Annotated in this window: 18 protein-coding genes; 8 read left to right on the plus strand and 10 right to left on the minus strand. The window is 66.9% G+C overall.

Annotation, left to right across the window (positions count from 1 at the left end; translation table 11 throughout):
- Window positions 1-3 precede the first annotated feature (3 nt).
- The 5 genes from purS to ASE72_RS12610 form a co-directional block, all read right to left on the minus strand.
- On the minus strand, window positions 4-234 hold the full coding sequence (gene purS / locus ASE72_RS12590; protein WP_031439802.1) for a phosphoribosylformylglycinamidine synthase subunit PurS: 231 nt from the start codon (window positions 232-234) through the stop codon (window positions 4-6).
- Complete coding sequence (gene purC / locus ASE72_RS12595; protein WP_031396310.1) at window positions 235-1,014, minus strand: phosphoribosylaminoimidazolesuccinocarboxamide synthase; 780 nt, start codon at window positions 1,012-1,014, stop codon at window positions 235-237. It abuts the gene before it with no gap.
- 147 nt (window positions 1,015-1,161) lie between these two features.
- Window positions 1,162-2,250: an acyltransferase family protein gene (locus tag ASE72_RS12600; protein ID WP_056021550.1), complete on the minus strand. Its 1,089-nt coding sequence runs from the start codon at window positions 2,248-2,250 to the stop codon at window positions 1,162-1,164.
- Between the two features lie 139 nt (window positions 2,251-2,389).
- The gene (gene kynU, locus ASE72_RS12605) at window positions 2,390-3,604 is read right to left on the minus strand and encodes a kynureninase (RefSeq protein ID WP_056021553.1); all 1,215 of its coding nucleotides are present in this window, start codon (window positions 3,602-3,604) and stop codon (window positions 2,390-2,392) included.
- A 34-nt stretch (window positions 3,605-3,638) separates the two neighbouring features.
- The gene (locus ASE72_RS12610; protein WP_200916245.1) at window positions 3,639-4,535 is read right to left on the minus strand and encodes an alpha/beta hydrolase; all 897 of its coding nucleotides are present in this window, start codon (window positions 4,533-4,535) and stop codon (window positions 3,639-3,641) included.
- 230 nt (window positions 4,536-4,765) lie between these two features.
- On the opposite strand from ASE72_RS12610, the gene parC reads away from it, so the two are divergent.
- Together parC and ASE72_RS12620 are read left to right on the plus strand one after the other, a co-directional pair.
- Window positions 4,766-7,015, plus strand: a complete 2,250-nt coding sequence (gene parC / locus ASE72_RS12615) for a DNA topoisomerase IV subunit A (protein WP_056021558.1) — start codon at window positions 4,766-4,768, stop codon at window positions 7,013-7,015.
- A gap of 120 nt (window positions 7,016-7,135) precedes the next feature.
- The gene (locus ASE72_RS12620) at window positions 7,136-8,797 is read left to right on the plus strand and encodes a putative bifunctional diguanylate cyclase/phosphodiesterase (RefSeq protein ID WP_082445971.1); all 1,662 of its coding nucleotides are present in this window, start codon (window positions 7,136-7,138) and stop codon (window positions 8,795-8,797) included.
- Here ASE72_RS12620 and ASE72_RS12625 read toward each other — a convergent pair.
- The 4 genes from ASE72_RS12625 to ASE72_RS12640 all read right to left on the minus strand — a co-directional run bounded on the left by ASE72_RS12625 (window position 8,784) and on the right by ASE72_RS12640 (window position 11,812).
- Window positions 8,784-9,995, minus strand: coding sequence for a CCA tRNA nucleotidyltransferase (locus ASE72_RS12625; RefSeq protein ID WP_056021564.1), 1,212 nt, complete (start codon window positions 9,993-9,995; stop codon window positions 8,784-8,786). The two genes, ASE72_RS12620 and ASE72_RS12625, sit on opposite strands and share 14 nt — an antisense overlap.
- Window positions 9,986-10,582, minus strand: coding sequence for a CoA pyrophosphatase (locus ASE72_RS12630; protein ID WP_056021566.1), 597 nt, complete (start codon window positions 10,580-10,582; stop codon window positions 9,986-9,988). Before ASE72_RS12630 ends, ASE72_RS12625 begins: the two co-directional genes overlap by 10 nt.
- Complete coding sequence (locus ASE72_RS12635; RefSeq protein WP_056021571.1) at window positions 10,579-11,175, minus strand: DUF1285 domain-containing protein; 597 nt, start codon at window positions 11,173-11,175, stop codon at window positions 10,579-10,581. Before ASE72_RS12635 ends, ASE72_RS12630 begins: the two co-directional genes overlap by 4 nt.
- Before the next feature lie 127 nt (window positions 11,176-11,302).
- Window positions 11,303-11,812, minus strand: coding sequence for a GNAT family N-acetyltransferase (locus ASE72_RS12640; RefSeq protein ID WP_056022325.1), 510 nt, complete (start codon window positions 11,810-11,812; stop codon window positions 11,303-11,305).
- A 140-nt stretch (window positions 11,813-11,952) separates the two neighbouring features.
- On the opposite strand from ASE72_RS12640, the gene ASE72_RS12645 reads away from it, so the two are divergent.
- Window positions 11,953-12,324 (plus strand): dihydroneopterin aldolase, encoded by a 372-nt coding sequence (locus tag ASE72_RS12645; RefSeq protein WP_056021574.1) that lies wholly within the window; start codon window positions 11,953-11,955, stop codon window positions 12,322-12,324.
- Between the two features lie 4 nt (window positions 12,325-12,328).
- Entirely contained in the window at window positions 12,329-12,613 is a 285-nt protein-coding gene (locus tag ASE72_RS12650; protein WP_056021577.1) for a Rossmann fold domain-containing protein, read from the plus strand.
- Between the two features lies 1 nt (window position 12,614).
- Here ASE72_RS12650 and ASE72_RS12655 read toward each other — a convergent pair whose 3' ends face one another.
- Window positions 12,615-13,691 (minus strand): hypothetical protein, encoded by a 1,077-nt coding sequence (locus tag ASE72_RS12655; RefSeq protein WP_235532342.1) that lies wholly within the window; start codon window positions 13,689-13,691, stop codon window positions 12,615-12,617.
- Window positions 13,692-13,914: 223 nt separating this feature from the next.
- Between ASE72_RS12655 and ASE72_RS12665 the strand changes: the two genes are divergently transcribed.
- The 4 genes from ASE72_RS12665 (at window position 13,915) to ASE72_RS12680 (ending at window position 16,474) form a co-directional block, all read left to right on the plus strand.
- A complete protein-coding gene (locus ASE72_RS12665) occupies window positions 13,915-14,595 on the plus strand; it encodes an energy transducer TonB (RefSeq protein ID WP_056021581.1) in 681 nt (226 codons plus the stop codon).
- A 50-nt stretch (window positions 14,596-14,645) separates the two neighbouring features.
- Window positions 14,646-15,440, plus strand: coding sequence for a MotA/TolQ/ExbB proton channel family protein (locus ASE72_RS12670; protein WP_056021583.1), 795 nt, complete (start codon window positions 14,646-14,648; stop codon window positions 15,438-15,440).
- A 92-nt stretch (window positions 15,441-15,532) separates the two neighbouring features.
- Complete coding sequence (locus ASE72_RS12675; RefSeq protein ID WP_056021586.1) at window positions 15,533-16,012, plus strand: ExbD/TolR family protein; 480 nt, start codon at window positions 15,533-15,535, stop codon at window positions 16,010-16,012.
- Between the two features lie 33 nt (window positions 16,013-16,045).
- Window positions 16,046-16,474, plus strand: a complete 429-nt coding sequence (locus tag ASE72_RS12680; RefSeq protein ID WP_056021590.1) for an ExbD/TolR family protein — start codon at window positions 16,046-16,048, stop codon at window positions 16,472-16,474.
- Window positions 16,475-16,549: the final 75 nt, after the last annotated feature.

Here is a 16,549-nt window from a genome sequence, read left to right on the forward strand (position 1 = left end):
CCTTCATGCCTTCTCGACCCGGTAGTTCTCGATCACCGTGTTGGCGAGGAGCTTGCGGCACATGCCGTCGATCGTCGCGTCGTCGGTATCGTCGGCGACCTCGAGTTCGATCAGCTTGCCCTGACGGACGTCCTGCACGCCGTCGAAGCCGAGGCTGCCGAGCGCGTGGTGGATGGCGCGGCCCTGCGGGTCGAGCACGCCGGGCTTCAATGTCACGAAAACCTTGAGTTTCATTTACTTGCCCCGGTTCTTGCGATGCTTTTCGAGGTCGAGGACCGAATTGTCGCCACCTTCGGGCAACAGGCCAAGACGGCGTGCAACCTCTTGATAGGCCTCGACTTCGCCGCCGAGATCGCGACGGAAGCGGTCCTTGTCCATCTTCTCGTTGGTTTCCATGTCCCACAGACGGCAGCCATCGGGGCTGATCTCGTCCGCGAGGATGATCCGGCCATAGTCGTTGTCGAAGATGCGGCCGAATTCGAGCTTGAAGTCGACGAGACGGATGCCGACGCCGGCGAACAGCCCGCACAGGAAGTCGTTCACGCGGATCGCGAGGTCGGCGATGTCATGCATCTCCTCCTGGCTCGCCCAGCCGAACGCGGCGATATGCTCGTCGGAGATCATCGGATCACCGAGCGCATCGTCCTTGTAGTAATATTCGATGATCGTGCGGGGCAGCTTGGTGCCCTCCTCGATCCCGAGGCGCTTCGAGATCGAGCCCGCGGCGACATTGCGCACGACGACCTCGATCGGGACGATCTCGACCTGGCGGATCAGCTGCTCGCGCATGTTGAGCCGGCGGATGAAGTGCGTGGGCACGCCGATATGATCGAGCAGCGTGAAGATGTGCTCGGAAATCCGGTTGTTGAGCACGCCCTTGCCGTTGATCGTGCCCTTTTTCTGGGCGTTGAACGCGGTGGCGTCGTCCTTGAAATACTGGATCAGCGTGCCGGGCTCGGGACCCTCGTAGAGGATCTTGGCCTTGCCTTCGTAGATCTGGCGGCGGCGAGCCATGCGCGGTCCCCTGAAAAGTGAGCGGCCCCGGCCCCCACGAAACGGATCGCGGAGCCGGAGCCGGGATAGGCCGCGCCTATAGGCGAAGGGCGCGGGGGGTGCAATCGGATCGGTACGCTATCCGGTATGCGTTACGCGCGGCGCCGATCACGCGGGCTGGTCGATCGGTGCTGCGCGACGAGGCTGGTGGCGCGTCACGTGACGGACCACCGCCAGCAGCGGTTTTTCGAGAACGAGGTGCGCGACCAGCCCGACGGCCAGGCAAAGCAGGACGATCAGCACGACAAAGCCCTGCTGCGGCAGGTGACGGAACGCCTCGATCTTCATCACGCGGCCATAGCCCATCATCACGAACACGTGCGTGAGGTAGAGCGCATAGGATGCGTCGCCGAGCAGAACGAGGAGCCGGGCGATCGCGCCGCGTGGTGCGCCGATCGAGAGCGCGCTGGCGACGACGAGAGTGGCGGGAATGCCCCAGGCGAACACCCGCGGCAGTGCCGGCAGGCCGGCCGTGCCATCATGCACGATGAACAGCGGCGCGGCAGCCATCAGTCCCATCAGCGCGAGTGCCAAGATCGGCGGCACGGGCCAGCTGCGGTTCCGTCGACTCCAGGCCGCATGGGCGTAGGCCAGGACAAGTCCGAAGCAGAATTCGAGCGGCAGCGGACTCGTGAGGAACGACGCCGTGTCGCTTGCAGGCAGAAGCGCGCCGGCGACCTGCAACGCCAGGATCGCCGCCGTCGTGGCAAGCACCGACACGGTCGCGGAACGCGCCTTGAGGGTCGCTGCGAACAACAGGTAGAAATAGACCTCGTAGACGAGCGTCCACGAAACGCCGAGAATCGTGTCGCCCGGGAGCAACAGGAGGGCGGCGACGACCCTGCTCGCCGGAAAATGATGCGTGGCGAGGAATCCCATCGCCGAGATCGTCAGGACGCCAAGGCAGCACAGCCAGTAGAACGGGTAGATCCGCGTCGCACGGCGGAGAAGGAAGGCGCCCGGCGTCGGCGGCGCGTCGGTGCCGCGGAAGCTGACGTGGAGCATGATGAAGCCGCTGAGGACGAAGAATATGTCGACCCCGGACGCACCCGATATGGTCAGCCAGTCCGGACTGAATCGGTGGACCGCCCCGTTCGATTGCTCGAGCGTGTGATGAACGACCACTGCGAGCGCGGCGACGGCGCGCAACATCTGTACGCCGTATAACTCGGCCTGCCCCGATCGCTGATTCGTCATGCCTGCGCCCCCGCTGCACCGCTGCTGCCATGCAACGACTGTATTGGCCGGCAGGCTGCAAGTGCAGAGCTAGCGGAGGGCGTGACAAAAGATAGAGCGTGGTCCGGAAATCATAAGGATCAACGTTGGGCGAAAATGGTCAGGTGACCGCAAGTCTTTGACTATATTGGGGAGCACGCCATTCGCCAGTTTCAATGACCTTCTGCAGGATCTCGCCTGCGCGCCAGACATCCTCGTGGCTCAGGTACAAGGGCGTCAGGCCGAGGCGGAGGATGTCGGGGTCGCGGAAGTCGCCGATGACGCCGTGCGCGATAAGCGCCTGCGTGATCGCATGCGCATGGGGGTGGCGGAAGCTGATATGGCTGCCGCGCTGGGCGGGATCGCGCGGGCTGACACATTCGAGGCCGAGCGCGTCGCCGGCGGCGGCGAGGATGTCGAAGAACTGCGCGCTCTTGGCGGCGACCGCGTGCTGGTCGATGTCCGCCCAGAGATCGAGCGCGGCTTCGAGCGCCGCGGTCGACAGCATCGCGGGGGTGCCCGCCAGCCAGCGTTTCATCCCCGGCGCGGGGCGATAGGCATCCTCGAACGCGAACGGGGCTGCATGGCCCATCCAGCCGGACAGCGGGCTGGCCAGGGCCTCCTGCCAGCGCTTGGCAACGTAGAGGAAGGCGGGCGCACCAGGGCCGCCGTTGAGGTATTTGTACGTGCAGCCGACCGCCAGATCGGCGCCCGCGCCGGTCAGGTCGATCGGCACCGCGCCGACGCTGTGGCTGAGGTCCCAGAGCATCAGCGCGCCCGCGGCCTGCGCGCGTGCGGTCCAAGCGGTCATGTCGAAGCGTTCGCCGGTCTTGTAATGGACATGGGTGAGCAGCAGCACCGCGGTGTCCTCGTCGAGCGCCTCTGCGAGATCCGCGCGCGCGACCACCTTTAGCCGGGCGCCGGGGACGCAGGCGACCGCGCCCTCGGCAATGTGGAGGTCGGTCGGGAAATTGCCCGACTCGCTCAGGACGGTGTGGCGGTCGGGGTTGGCGCGGAGCGCGGCGACCAGTGCCTTGAACAGATGCGTCGAGGTCGTGTCGCCGATGATGACCTCGTCGGCGGCGGCGCCGATCAGCGGGGCGATCTTGCCGCCGATCCGCTGGGGCGCGTCGATCCAGCCTTCGTTCCAGCTGCGGATGAGGCGGTCGCCCCATTGGCGAGTCGCGACGTCGGCGAGCGCGGCGGGCGTCGCCCTGGGGAGCGCGCCGAGCGAATTGCCGTCGAGATAGATCACGCCGTCGGGCAGCGCGAACTGCTCGCGGTACGCTGCCAGAGGATCGGCGGCGTAGAGTGCGCGGGCTTCGTCGAGGGTCATGGTCGAGCCTTTGTGGGTGCGGGCGGGTCTAGGGTCATTTCAGGGCGGCCGCGATCAGTCGCTTCGCTTCGGCCCAGGCGGGCTTCTCGGGCGCGACGAGTTCGACATGGCCGGTCGCCGGGATCGTGTGGAGGACCGCGGTGTCGCCGGCGGTTCTTGCCTTGGCGACATAGTCGGTGGCGAAGGGGAAGGGGATGATCCGGTCCTCGCGGCCGTTGACCAGGTCCTGCGCGATGCCGAGCGGGAGGAGGCGCGGGACCGAGGTGTCGGCGTAGACGTCCGCGCGGGCCGGGCTGGGTTTGCCGACGAGCTTGGTGACCACCTCGGTGCCGCAGCCATTGGCGGGGGTGGCCGCCGTCGCCTCGAGATCGGGAAGGCCGCCGAGGCTGATCGCATGGTCGATGCGCAGCGGCGCGCGGGTGTAGAGCGGGCTGGTCGGGGCGAGCTTCGCGCGCGCGGCGAGCCAGAGCGCGAGATGGCCGCCTGCGGAATGGCCGATCGCAACGATGCGGCGCGTGTCGAGGTCGAACGTCGCCGCGTTGGCGCTCAGCGCGTCGGTCGCCTTCGCCGCGTCCTCGAACGTGCCGGGATAACCGCCGCCGGCGCGGTCGACGCCGCGATAGTCGATGTTCCAGACCGCGATGCCGTCCTTGCGCAGATCGTCGGCGACCCAGTTCATCAGGCTGCGATCGGCGATGCTCGTCGTCCAGCACCCGCCATGCACCATCACGACGACGGGGAAGGGGCCCTTGCCCGCTGGTCGCCAGACATCGACCTTCTGCATCTGGTCGGGGCCATAGGCGATGGTCGCGTCGGGGCTGGGCTTCGGGCGTTTGACGAGGTCGGGCCAGGTCAGGAGCCTGGGCGCGGGCGGTTCTGCGGTCACCGGGGAGGAGATGGCGGCCAGCGCGAGAAAGGCAAGGCGGATCACGGTGTTGCGGGGCCTTTCCAGGATTGGGCGGCGGGTACGGGGCGGTCGTAGCGGGACGGTGGCGAACGTTGCGGGTTGGTGCAAGATGGGTTGGGGGCCTGGCTCTGGATCCTGACTTTCGTCAGGATGACGGGGACGGGGGCGGATCAGGGTAGGCGTTTTGACCCTGTTCGGGGTGTTGAGAACAACAGTGGAACCTTCGCGCGGCGCTTGCTATCCCACATCAATCTATGGTCACCGATTTCAAAGATCCCTTCGACTCCATCGTCGACGCCCCCTTCGACAGCGCGCTGAGCGAGCGGTACCTCGTCTATGCGCTCTCGACGATCACCGCGCGGTCGCTCCCCGATGTGCGCGACGGGATGAAGCCGGTGCACCGGCGGCTGCTGTGGGCGATGCGGCTGCTGAAACTCGATCCGAGCCAGGGCTACAAGAAATGCGCGCGCGTCGTCGGCGACGTGATCGGCAAATATCATCCGCATGGCGACCAGTCGGTATATGACGCGATGGTCCGGCTCGCGCAGACCTTCTCGCTGCGCTACCCGCTCGTCGACGGTCAGGGCAATTTCGGCAATATCGACGGGGATAACGCCGCCGCCTACCGCTATACCGAGGCACGGCTGACGCAGGTCGCGGTCGACCTGATGGACGGGCTCGACGAGGATGCGGCCAATCTTCGCCCGACCTACAATGGCGAGGACGAGGAGCCCGAGCTGTTCCCCGGCATGTTCCCCAATCTGCTCGCGAACGGTGCGAGCGGAATCGCGGTCGGGATGGCGACGAGCATCCCGCCGCACAATGCCGCCGAACTGATCGAGGCGGCGATCCTGCTGGTCGATCAGCCCGATGCCGACAATGACGCGATCCTGGCGCATGTGACAGGGCCGGACTTTCCGACCGGCGGGCTGGTCGTCGATCCCCCCGCGGTGATCCGCGAATCCTATGCCACCGGGCGCGGCGGGTTCCGGGTGCGCGCGCGCTGGAGCATCGAGCGCGAAAAGGGGGGCATGTGGACGCTGATCGTGTCCGAAATCCCGTATGGCGTGCAGAAGGGCAAGCTGATCGAACAGATCGCCGACCTGATCAACGCCAAGCGCCTGCCGATTCTGGCGGACGTGCGCGACGAATCGGACGCCGAGATCCGCATCGTGCTCGAACCGCGCAGCCGCACCGTCGATCCGCAGGTGCTGATGGACGGGCTGTTCCGGCTGACCGATCTCGAGACACGGGTGAGCCTCAACCTCAACGTGCTCGACAAGGATCGCACGCCGCGCGTGATGTCGCTGCGCGAGGCGCTGGCGGCGTGGGTCGAGCATCAGTTCGTCGTGCTGACGCGGCGGACGCAGCACCGGCTGGAGAAGATCGCCGACCGGATCGAGCTGCTCGACGGTTATCTGGTCGCCTATCTCAATCTCGACCGCGTGATCGAGATCATCCGCACCGAGGACGAGCCGAAAAAGGTGATGATCGCCGAGTTCAACCTGACCGATCGTCAGGCGGAGGCGATCCTCAACATGCGGCTGCGATCGCTGCGGCGGCTCGAAGAGTTCGAGATCAAGACCGAGCGCGACAAGCTCGACAAGGAACAGGCGTCGCTGACCGCGTTGCTCGCGGACCCGAAGCTGCAGAAGAAGCGGATGAAGGCGGACCTGCGCAAGATCCGCGACCGCTATGGCGCCGAGACGCTGCTCGGCAAGCGGCGGACGACGATCGAGGAGGCCGCGCCGACGCGCGACATCCCGCTCGAGGCGATGATCGAGCGGGAGCCGATCACCGTCATCCTGTCGCAGCGCGGCTGGATCCGGGCGATGCGCGGCCATAACGACCTGGCGAGTCCCGAGGCGCTGAAGTTCAAGGAGGGCGACGGCCCCGCCTTCGCCTTTCACGCGCAGACGACGGACAAATTGTTGCTGGCGGCCGAGAATGGGCGGTTCTTCACGCTGGCGGCGGACAAGCTGCCGGGCGGGCGCGGCTTCGGCGAGCCGGTGCGCGCGATGATCGATCTCGACGGCAGCGTCGGGATCGTCGCGTTGTTGCCGGCGGCGCGGCAGGCCAAGCTGATGGTGGCCGCGACCGATGGCCGCGCGTTCATCGCGACCGCGGCGGACGTGATCGCCGAGACGCGCAAGGGCAAGACGGTGATGACGCCGCGAATCGGCGAGAAGGTCAAGCTGGTCCGTCCGGTCGATCCTGCGGACGATTATGTCGCGGCGATCGGCGATAACCGGAAATTGCTGGTGTTTCCGATCAACGAGCTGGTCGAGATGAGCCGCGGGCAGGGGGTGCAGCTGCAACGCTATCGCGACGGCGGACTGGCGGATGCGATCACCTTCGTGTTCGCCAACGGGCTGAGCTGGGCGATGGGCGGCGAGACCAAGCGGACGCGGACCGAGGCGGATCTGGGACCGTGGCGTACCGCGCGCGGCGCGGCGGGGCGGATGCCACCGACCGGGTTCCCGCGCGATAACCGGTTTGGCTAGAGCTAGGCGGCGATAGACCGGCGTCCGCGGCCAGAACATTGCCAACCGGTTGCAGTTCCAGTCACTGCGGGTCTTTTGTAAATTTTATGCCGTATTAACGAAGCTTGGGTACGAGGGGGCATGGAATCGGTCCTCCACGACGCCGAAGCGCCACCGATCGTCCCGGCCGAGCTGGTCGCGCGAGGGCTTGAACTCATCCCGATCCCGATGGTCCAGGTGACGCTGGATTCGGGGCGACTCGATTTCTATGCGATGAACCGCGCCTATCGTCTGGCGGGGCTTGGCGTCGTGCCGGGCCGCTCGCCGATGCTGGCCGATCTGACGCCCAGGATCACGGCCTTCATCCGGTCGGCGCAGACGCGGACGGACTTCGATTGGTCGCTGGGCGAAGCGATCGACTGCCGCTTCTACCGGGTGACGATCGCGCGGAGCGGGCCGCACGTCCATGACCGGTGCACGATCAGCTTCATCGACCAGACATCGCGAATCCAGACCGAGCGCAGCATGCAGCGCGAGATGACGACCGACAGCCTGACCGGGCTTCCGAACCGCGAGGGGTTCGAGAATCTGGTCGAGGGGATCGAGCATCGCGACTCGCATGCGGTGCTGGCGATCGATCTCGAACGGTTCGGCCGGTTGAACGCATGTCTGGGATCGCTCGCGGGTGACGAGATGCTGATCACCGTCGCGCGTCGCATCAAGGGGGCGCTGCGCGCGTGCGACACACTGGCGCGGATCGGCGGGGATCAATTCGCGGTCCTGATGACGATCGACGAAAACCCCGACGAGGCGCACCGGCTGGCCGAACGGATCCAGCGGACGCTGGTCGCACCGTTCCGGCTGACCGACTACGAGATCCGCGTCGAATGCTCGATCGGCATCGCCTATGGCCGGGACGAGCCGGGCGACATCGCCGAGCTGATCCGCAACGCGCAATTCGCGGTCAAGCGCGGCAAGCTCACGGGGCGCTCGGAGACGTACAAGCGCCAGGAATTCACGATCGCGCGCGAACAGTTCGGGCTCGAGACCGCGTTGCGGCGTGCGATCGAGAACGACCGGCTCCGGCTCGCGTTTCAGCCGATCTGCGATCTGGCGACGCAGCGGATCGTCGCGTTCGAGGCGCTTGCGCGCTGGACCGACGACGATGGCTGCGAGGTGCCGCCGTCCAAGTTCATTCCGGTTGCCGAGGAATGCGGGCTGATCGTGCCGCTCGGCCGCTGGGCGATCGATGCGGCCGCGCGGACGCTGTCGGCATGGGACGCCGCCGCGGGCGGATCATGCGGTGTCCGCGTCGCGGTCAACCTCTCGGCGATCCAGCTGCAGCGCGACGCGATCGCACCGGTGGTCGAAGCCGCGTTGCGCCGGTCCGGGCTGACCGGCGACCGGTTCACGCTCGAGCTGACCGAGAGCGCGATCGTCACCGATCCGGATGGCATCGCGACCGCGATGCATGCGCTGAAGGATCTCGGCACGACGCTCGCTATGGACGATTTCGGCACCGGCTATTCGAACCTCGCCTATCTGCAGAAGCTGCCGATCGACATTCTGAAGATCGATCGCAGCTTCGTGACCGGCATGCTCGCCGACCGCGACAAGGTGTCGATCGTGCGCGCGATCCTGAGCCTCGCGCAGGCGCTCAACATGAAGACCACCGCCGAGGGAATCGAGACCAACGAACTCGCGCAGACGCTCGGCGCGCTGGGCTGCACCTATGGGCAGGGCTATGTCTTCGCGCGGCCGCTCGAAGCGGACGCGGCCTTTGCATCGATCAGCCTGAAATAGCGCGCGGTTCGGCAAGCGCGTCGCGGACCGCCAAATCGGCGATCGCATCGACCCGCGCCGCATCGGGAAAACCCTCGACGATCCACTGCGTCTCGATATGCCGGCGCATCGCCGCGACGTCGGGACCCTTGCGCAACCCGCGTTCGACAAGCGCACCGCCGCTGATCGGGAAGGCGGGCGGCGTCCAGTCGGCGATCGGAGCGATATCGTCGCCCGCAATCAGCAACCGGTCGACCGCGCCCGCGACGCCGCAGCGATAGGCAAGCGCACGCGGCCCCTCGTCGCCAGGACCCTGCGTCGCGGCGACGACGCGCTTGCGATTGGTGTTCGACAGCTTGAGCCGCGCGGCCACGCTATCGCCGTCCGCGGTCGGGATCAGCGTGGCGAGGCGACGGATCGGATCGGGCGGGATATCCGCTGCGTGCTCCCGCTCGGCCAGCGCGGCGAGCCGGGCAACGCCGTCCGCATCGATCTCGGGCAACACCGCACGCCAGATGCCGCGTTCGACCATGAGCCCCGTTACCGATACCGCACGCCGCGCGACCAGCAGTTTGAGCAGCTCGGCGGCGATCCGTTCGCGCGACAACGCCATGAGGTCGTTCGCACGCTCGGTACAGGCTTCGAGCCCGGCCGCGTCGGCCTCAGTCCCGAACCGCGCGTGAAAGCGGAAGAACCGCAGGATGCGCAGGTGATCCTCCGCGATACGCTGCCGCGGATCGCCGATGAAGCGCACGCGCCCAGCGGTCAGGTCGTCGAGACCGCCGAAATAGTCGAAGATCTCGCCGCTCGCCGGGTCGGCGTAGAGCGCGTTCATCGTGAAGTCGCGGCGTGCGGCGTCCTCGCGCCAGTCATCGGTATAGGCGATCGTCGCATGGCGGCCGTCGGTCGCGACATCGCGTCGCAGCGTCGTGATCTCGACCGGTCCGCCCTCGGTGACCGCGGTGATCGTGCCATGCGCCAGCCCCGTGGGGACCGCCTTGATCCGCGCGTCGGCAAGCCGGTCGAGCACCTCCTGCGGCGAATGGCGAGTCGCGATGTCGACATCGAGTGCGTCGGGGGCGGCAGGGGCGACGCCGAGCAGCGTGTCGCGGACCGCGCCACCGACGAACCGCGAGTCCGCGCCGCCGCCAAGCACCGCGGTGAGCGCCTCGAGCCCCGGGCGCGTCCGCCACGCCGCGTGTGGCAGGGTCACGCCCATTGCAGCCGCCGTGCAAGGTTGACGATCATCGCGGCGGTTGCGCCCCAGATGCGACGGTCGTGCCACAGGATCTCGTAATAGTGCCGCATCCGTCCCTGCCATTCGACCTGTGCCGCCACGTGGTTGTCCGGATCGAGCAGAAACGCCAGCGGGACCTCGAACACGCTCGCCACCTCGGCCTCGCTTGGCTGGAGCAGAAGGTCGGGGGGGACCACCCCGATCACCGGCGTGACCTGGAACCCCGTCACGGTGCGATAGCCGTCCGCCTGCCCGATGACCGTCACATGGTCGCGTGAGAGGGCGATTTCCTCCTCGGCTTCACGCAAGGCTGCGGTGACGACGTCCTCGCCGGCATCGACGCGTCCGCCGGGAAAGGCGATCTGACCGGCATGCTTGCGCAGCGTCTCGGTCCGCTGCGTCAGGATGACGCCGGGCTCGCGCCGCTCGGTGATCGCGACGAGCACCGCCGCGGGCCAGGCCGGTACGTCCGGGGATGTCTCGACGTCCGGATGATCGCCGCTGAGCAGAACAACACCGGGCGCCACGTCGCGCGAGAGTGCGGCGTGCAGTCGATCGGCCAGGCTCACGCAGCGATGTCTTCCGGCGGATCCTGCGTGGTACCGGGCTGCAGCGCGAAGAACATGCCATCGCTCCACAGTCCGACGGGCTGGTCGTCGCTGGCAATCGCACGCTCGGCGAGCTCGTAATAGACCGACCGCGCCACCAGCGCCTCCATGCCGCCCCGCACCATCAGATAGGGCCGGGGCCCGTCGGCATCCTCGACGAACCGCAGCGGATGCCGCTCGCCCGCAGTCACGAGATCGCCGGTATTGAGACGGAAGGTGAGCCGCGACGACGTGCCCGCGCCATCCGCCTTTACTTCTACGGCGACGAAGGGGACGTCCTCGACGACGATGTCCAGCTTCTCGACGGGGGTCACCAGGACGTACTTGCCGTCGGCCTCGCGCCGCAGGATCGTCGAGAACAGCCGGACCATCGCTTCGCGGCCGATCGGCGTGCCCTGGTGATACCAGGTGCCGTCGCGGGCGATGCGCATCTCGCTATCGCCGCAGTGGCTGGGGTTCCATTTGTCGACGGGCGGCAGTTTCTGCTCGTCGGCTAGCCGCGCGATCTCGGCGAGGCTCAACGAGGACAGGTCGGGAAGCGGATCCATGGGCATTGGCGCGAGGTAAGGAGCGGCGGGCCTGTCGTAAAGCCTTGGTACGGTCAAAGCGGGGTGATTGATGACGCTTGATATGTACCAAAACGGTCCCGCCTCGCTTCAATATCCGCTTCGCCCGAGCGCGTCAGGCGTCGATCCGCGCGCGCGGCGCCAGCAGGCCGGGCATGTCGGGAACCCTGGGTCCCCGCGCCAGGAGGCGGTGGCGCTCGACCGGACCCGGGGCGTCCCAGGCGGTGGTACGCTCCGCGCTGAAGTCGAAGAACCGGCCATAATAGTCGGGATCGCCGATCAGCATCATCGCGTCGCCAAGGCCGGTCGCCTCCGCGGCCGCCAGAGCGCTCCCCATCAACGTCCGTCCGACGCCGCTGCCCTGGTGGCCGGGCGCGACCGCGACCGGGCCGACCATCACCAGCGGCAGCTGTCCGGCCGCGGTGACAAGCGCGATCGGCCAGCACTGGATCGACCCGACAAGCGTGCCCTCCTCGATCGCCGCGAAGCTTAGCGACGCGATCGCCGTCGCGGACCCGCGGATCACATAGGCCGTGCGGCGATGGCGATCGGCGCCGAACGCCTCGTCGAGCAGCGCTTCGACGGCATCGGCCGATACGTCGTGCAGGGGGATGATCTCGATCACCGGTGTCTCCAGCGCCGGTACGGGAGCGCGTCCGGGGCCGCGCGCTTTACGCAGGGCGGCGTCGAACGCAAGCGGAACCGATCGCGCGCGACGATGGCGCACGGGCTTCCCTCCAGTAACGGCTCTGCTAGAGCGCGCCGATGCAAGACAGTCTTCAGCTCGAAGTGCACGACATGGAAGTGCAGGTGCTCACCGGAATTTATTCGGAGGAGACGCACCTGCCGCAACCGCTGCGCATTTCGCTTACCGTCGACCTGACGTGCCCGAGCCGGTTCGACCCCGATACGCCGCTGTCGGCGTCGAAGAACTATCTCGATCTCAAGCATGCGGCGACGACCGCGCTTCCCGAGGGGGTGCATTTCACGCTCATCGAGGCGGTCGCCGATCATATCTGCGAGACGCTGTTCCTGCAGGACGCGCGTGTCCAGCGGGTCGTCGTCAAGATCGTGAAGCTGGCGATCGCGGAGGCAGGCGAGGCGATCGGCATCACGCTGGTCCGCCATCGGCGCTGACCGCGTGATCCTGACGCTTGCACCCGGCGGGGACATCGCGACGCTGGTGCGCGACGCCGCCGCCGATGGCGCGGAGTCGATCGTGGTCGTGATCGCGCCCGGTGCGGATCCGCTCGCGGCGGCGCTGTCGCGCGCGGCCGTCGGGCCGCTCGCCGTCGAACATGCGCCGGGGGTGCGCATCAACGCCGTCGCGCCCGGCGCGACGACCACGCCCGATGTCGTCGCGAGCGCGGTCGCGTTTCTCGACAATGCGCGGTCGACGACCGGGCAGGTTCTCGAACTGCGCTAGCTCAGCTCGGCGCGCGGCCGCACGAACCAAGCGCGGCGATCACGAACCGGTAGTCGTCGCGCGCGATCTGCGCATCCGAAGGCGCGAGCGACGCGGTGCTGCGGTCGGGCAATACCGGCGGCAGGCCGCAGGCGAGCCGGTACCAGAGCAGGGTGCCGCGCGCCGGGGGCCCTGCCGCCTCGTCGACGATCTCGCTCAGCGCCACCGCCCAGCGGGGCTGCTCGCCCGGACGGCGCAGGATCGACAGCGAGACGGGGCGCTGGTCGGCGGTCGTCAGGAATATCTGCGTCTCGCCTTCGCCCGGCAGCGCCCCGGGGACATGGAACGCGTTGCCCGTCCCCGTGATCACAGGCGGCGCGTCATTCGCGAGGATCGCCTTTGTTATCGCGCGCACGCGCGTGTCGAGCTCCGGGGTCCAGTCGCGCTGCGCGGTGCGGCCGGCCAGCTGGACCTGCGTCGGCGTACCCGCGACCGGACGCGCGAACACGAGCACGCGCGCACGCTTCAGCTTGGGCAGGCGCCCGTTTGCATCCGGCGCGACATCCAGCAGATAGCCGATCCGCGGCGCCACGCCGTTGCTGCCGCGGATCAGCGCGGTGACGTCGAGCTCGACATAGAAGCGCGTCTGGCCCGGTGCCACGCCCGCAGCCTCCGCGCCCTTGATCCGCGTCGTCGAGCGAATCACGCCGTCGGCGATCACCGGCGCGCCGAGAATCAGGTCGGCCAGATCCGCATAGCCGGCGCCGGCGTCGCCGGCTTGCGACGAAACGGAAGCGCCGTCGCCCCGGATCGGGACAGGTGCGGCGCCCGAATCGCCCGTCGATCCGGCATTCCACTGCCGATCGAGCTCTTCGGGCGTCATGGTCGTGACGCCGTCGGTCGCCGGGCCGGGTCTCGCCTCGGGGGGTGACGCCGGGCTGGGGCTGGCATCCTGTCCCGACACGGGACCGGGCACCGTCAGGGCGGGGGCCGACGCCTGTGGCGGGGTTTGCGCGCCGACCTGCTGCCAGGGCACGGACGTCGTTGCAAACAGAGCCGAAATAGTAAGGATCGACGGAATGTGGCGGGTCAGGGTCATCGCCCTTGGCTACGCGATGGCGGATGAACGTTACAGAAATAAATCTGCCATCGAGCGCTTGTACGTTTGTTGCGTCTGACAAAGCGTTTGCGTGTCGCAGGACGTGGCGATAGACATTAGGCACTGCCGCGTGGAATTTTGCTTCACGGCACACGTTTGCGTTGCGCCTGCCCCCATGCGCGACCGCGTGAAGGCAGACAGAATAAGGGAGTGTCGTTGCTGAATGGCCTATGTTGACCAGAAGATGTCCTCAGGCAAAATCGTCGCGATCATCATCGTCGCGCTGATTCACGCTGCCTTGGGCTATGCTTTCGTCACCGGCCTCGCGTACCAGTACGTGAAAAAGGCCACCGAAAAGTTAAACACGTTCGACGTGGAGCCGCCACCGCCGCCTCCTCCGCCGGACGAGCCCCCGCCGCCGCCGCCTGACCAGCCGAACCTGCCGCCGCCGCCCACCACTGTCGTGGTGCCGCCGCCGGTCGTGGTGACGCCGTCGCCTGCGCCTGCGATCACGACGTCGAACATCATCCCGCTGAGCCAGCCAACCGCTCCGCCGGCGCCTCCCGCGCCGCCGTCGCCACCGGCACCGCCTGCACCTCCGGCCGTCAGCAAGGCTGCCGGCGCGAAGGGCAACCCGGCTTCGTGGGTCAGCGTCGACGACTATCCGCCAAGCGCCATCCGTGCGGGTGAGCAGGGCGCGGTCGCGATGCGCTGGGATATTAACGCCCAGGGTCGCGTCGAGAATTGCACCGTCACGACGTCGAGCGGCTCGCCTGCTCTCGATCGTGCAGCGTGTGCCGCGATGACGCGACGTGGTCGCTACTCGCCGGCGCTCGACCAGAACGGCAATCCGATGCGATCGAGTGCGACGCAGCGTATCCGGTGGACGTTGCCGGAAAATTAATCCGCGTCTCGGCGCAACAGACCAACGAATCTTAAGAGGATCATCCGACCATGTTCACCACTATCCTTGCCGCGGCGGCGCCCGCAGCAGCCGAAGCCAACCCGTACGGCCTTGAAGCGGCACTTCGCGAAGGCGGTCTGATTTCGCAGACCGTGTTCGGCATCCTGGTGCTGATGTCGGTGGTGTCGTTCTACATCCTCTTCTCGAAGCTGTTCGAGCAGCAGAAGATCATCGGCCAGGGCAAGCGCGTCCGTCAGGCCTTCTGGTCCTCGAACAGCCTGCGCGAGGGTTCGGCCAAGCTCGAGAAGAACTCGGCCTACAAGCAGATCGTCGACGACGGCCTGGCCGCTCAGGAGCAGCATTCGAAGCTGACCGATCCGGTCGAGGCGCATGACTGGCTGCATGGTTCGCTGGCGCGTTCGGAAGCCGCGATCAACTCGAAGCTGGGTGGCGGTCTCGCCTTCCTCGCGACGGTCGGTTCGGTTTCGCCGTTCATCGGTCTGTTCGGTACGGTTATCGGCATCTACCGCGCGCTCGTGAAGATCGGCGCATCGGGTCAGGCATCGATCGACAAGGTCGCAGGCCCGGTCGGTGAAGCACTGATCATGACCGCGCTCGGTCTGGTCGTCGCGGTTCCTGCCGTTCTGTCGTACAACTGGCTGCAGCGCCGCAACAAGTCGATCGCAGAAGACCTGTCGGCCTTCTCGAACGACGTGCTGGGCTTCCTTGCTTCGAACGGCGCCGTGCGTCCGATCCTCGCATCGGGTGCCAAGCCTGCTCCTGTGAAGCCTGTCACGCCGACCACGACCGCCGGCCAGACCGGTGGCGTGCCGCGCGCCAACTAAGACGCGAAAAGGCGGGGCTGCTGGCGACAGTGGCCCCGCTTCATTGCCGCCGGCGGTTCCGGCGGCGATTAAATGGATAGGATAGTTCGCACATGGCGATGAGTGTTGGTGGCGATTCCACCGAGAGTTCGATATCGGACATCAATACGACGCCGCTGGTCGACGTCATGCTCGTGCTCCTGATCATCTTCCTGGTGACGACCACCGTTGCGGTCCAGGCAGTGCAGCTGAAGCTTCCCGAGGTTAAGTTCGACCCGACGACTACCAAGCCCGAGAACGTCTCGCTGTCGGTGACCACCAATGCCGATGGCAGCTGTGCGGTGTATTGGGGTCTGTCCCCGGTCACGTCGACCGAGCTGCTCGATCGCGCTGTGGCCAAGCTGAAGGCGGAGATCGATCGTCAGGGTGGCGTGAACGCTGCCGGTCTGGAACTGCCCGAGGCGCATATCCGCGGCGACGTGAACACGCCGTACAAGTGCATCGGCGGTACGATCTATACGATGCAGCGCGCCGGCTTTGCCCGCGTCGGCTTCATCTCCGAGCCGCCCCCCGGCGGCACCACCGAACGCTGACGGTCGCTCGGACGTATTTAGGAGTAGCATAATATGGCAATGAGCGGCGGCAAAGAAGACGGCTCGCCGATGATGGAAATGAACATGACGCCGTTGATCGACGTCCTGCTCGTTCTCCTCATCATGTTCATCATCACGATCCCGATCCAGACGCACGCGGTCAAGGTCGACCTTCCGGTCAACAGCCCGAACCCGCCGCAGAACCCGATCGACCCCGAGAAGAACAAGATCTCGATCGATGCCGCGGGCACGGTTGCGTGGAACGGGTCGCCGGTCGACGAGGTGACGCTGCGTCAGTATCTCGACCAGACGGCAAGCATGAACCCCGAGCCCGAACTTCACTTCCAGCCTGATCCGCAGGCACGGTATGAAGTCGTGGATCGCACGCTGGCCGTCGTGAAGCGGTCGGCGATCAGCAAGCTCGGCTTCATCGGCAACGAGCAGTATCGCAACGACTTCTAAGTCACGCGACAGCTCCGGAACGACGTCCAGGGCGGTCCTCACGGGCCGCCCTTTTCGTTTGTCCGCCGGGGATGC

The organism is Sphingomonas sp. Leaf20, from assembly GCF_001421535.1.
Taxonomy (GTDB): Bacteria; Pseudomonadota; Alphaproteobacteria; order Sphingomonadales; family Sphingomonadaceae; genus Sphingomonas.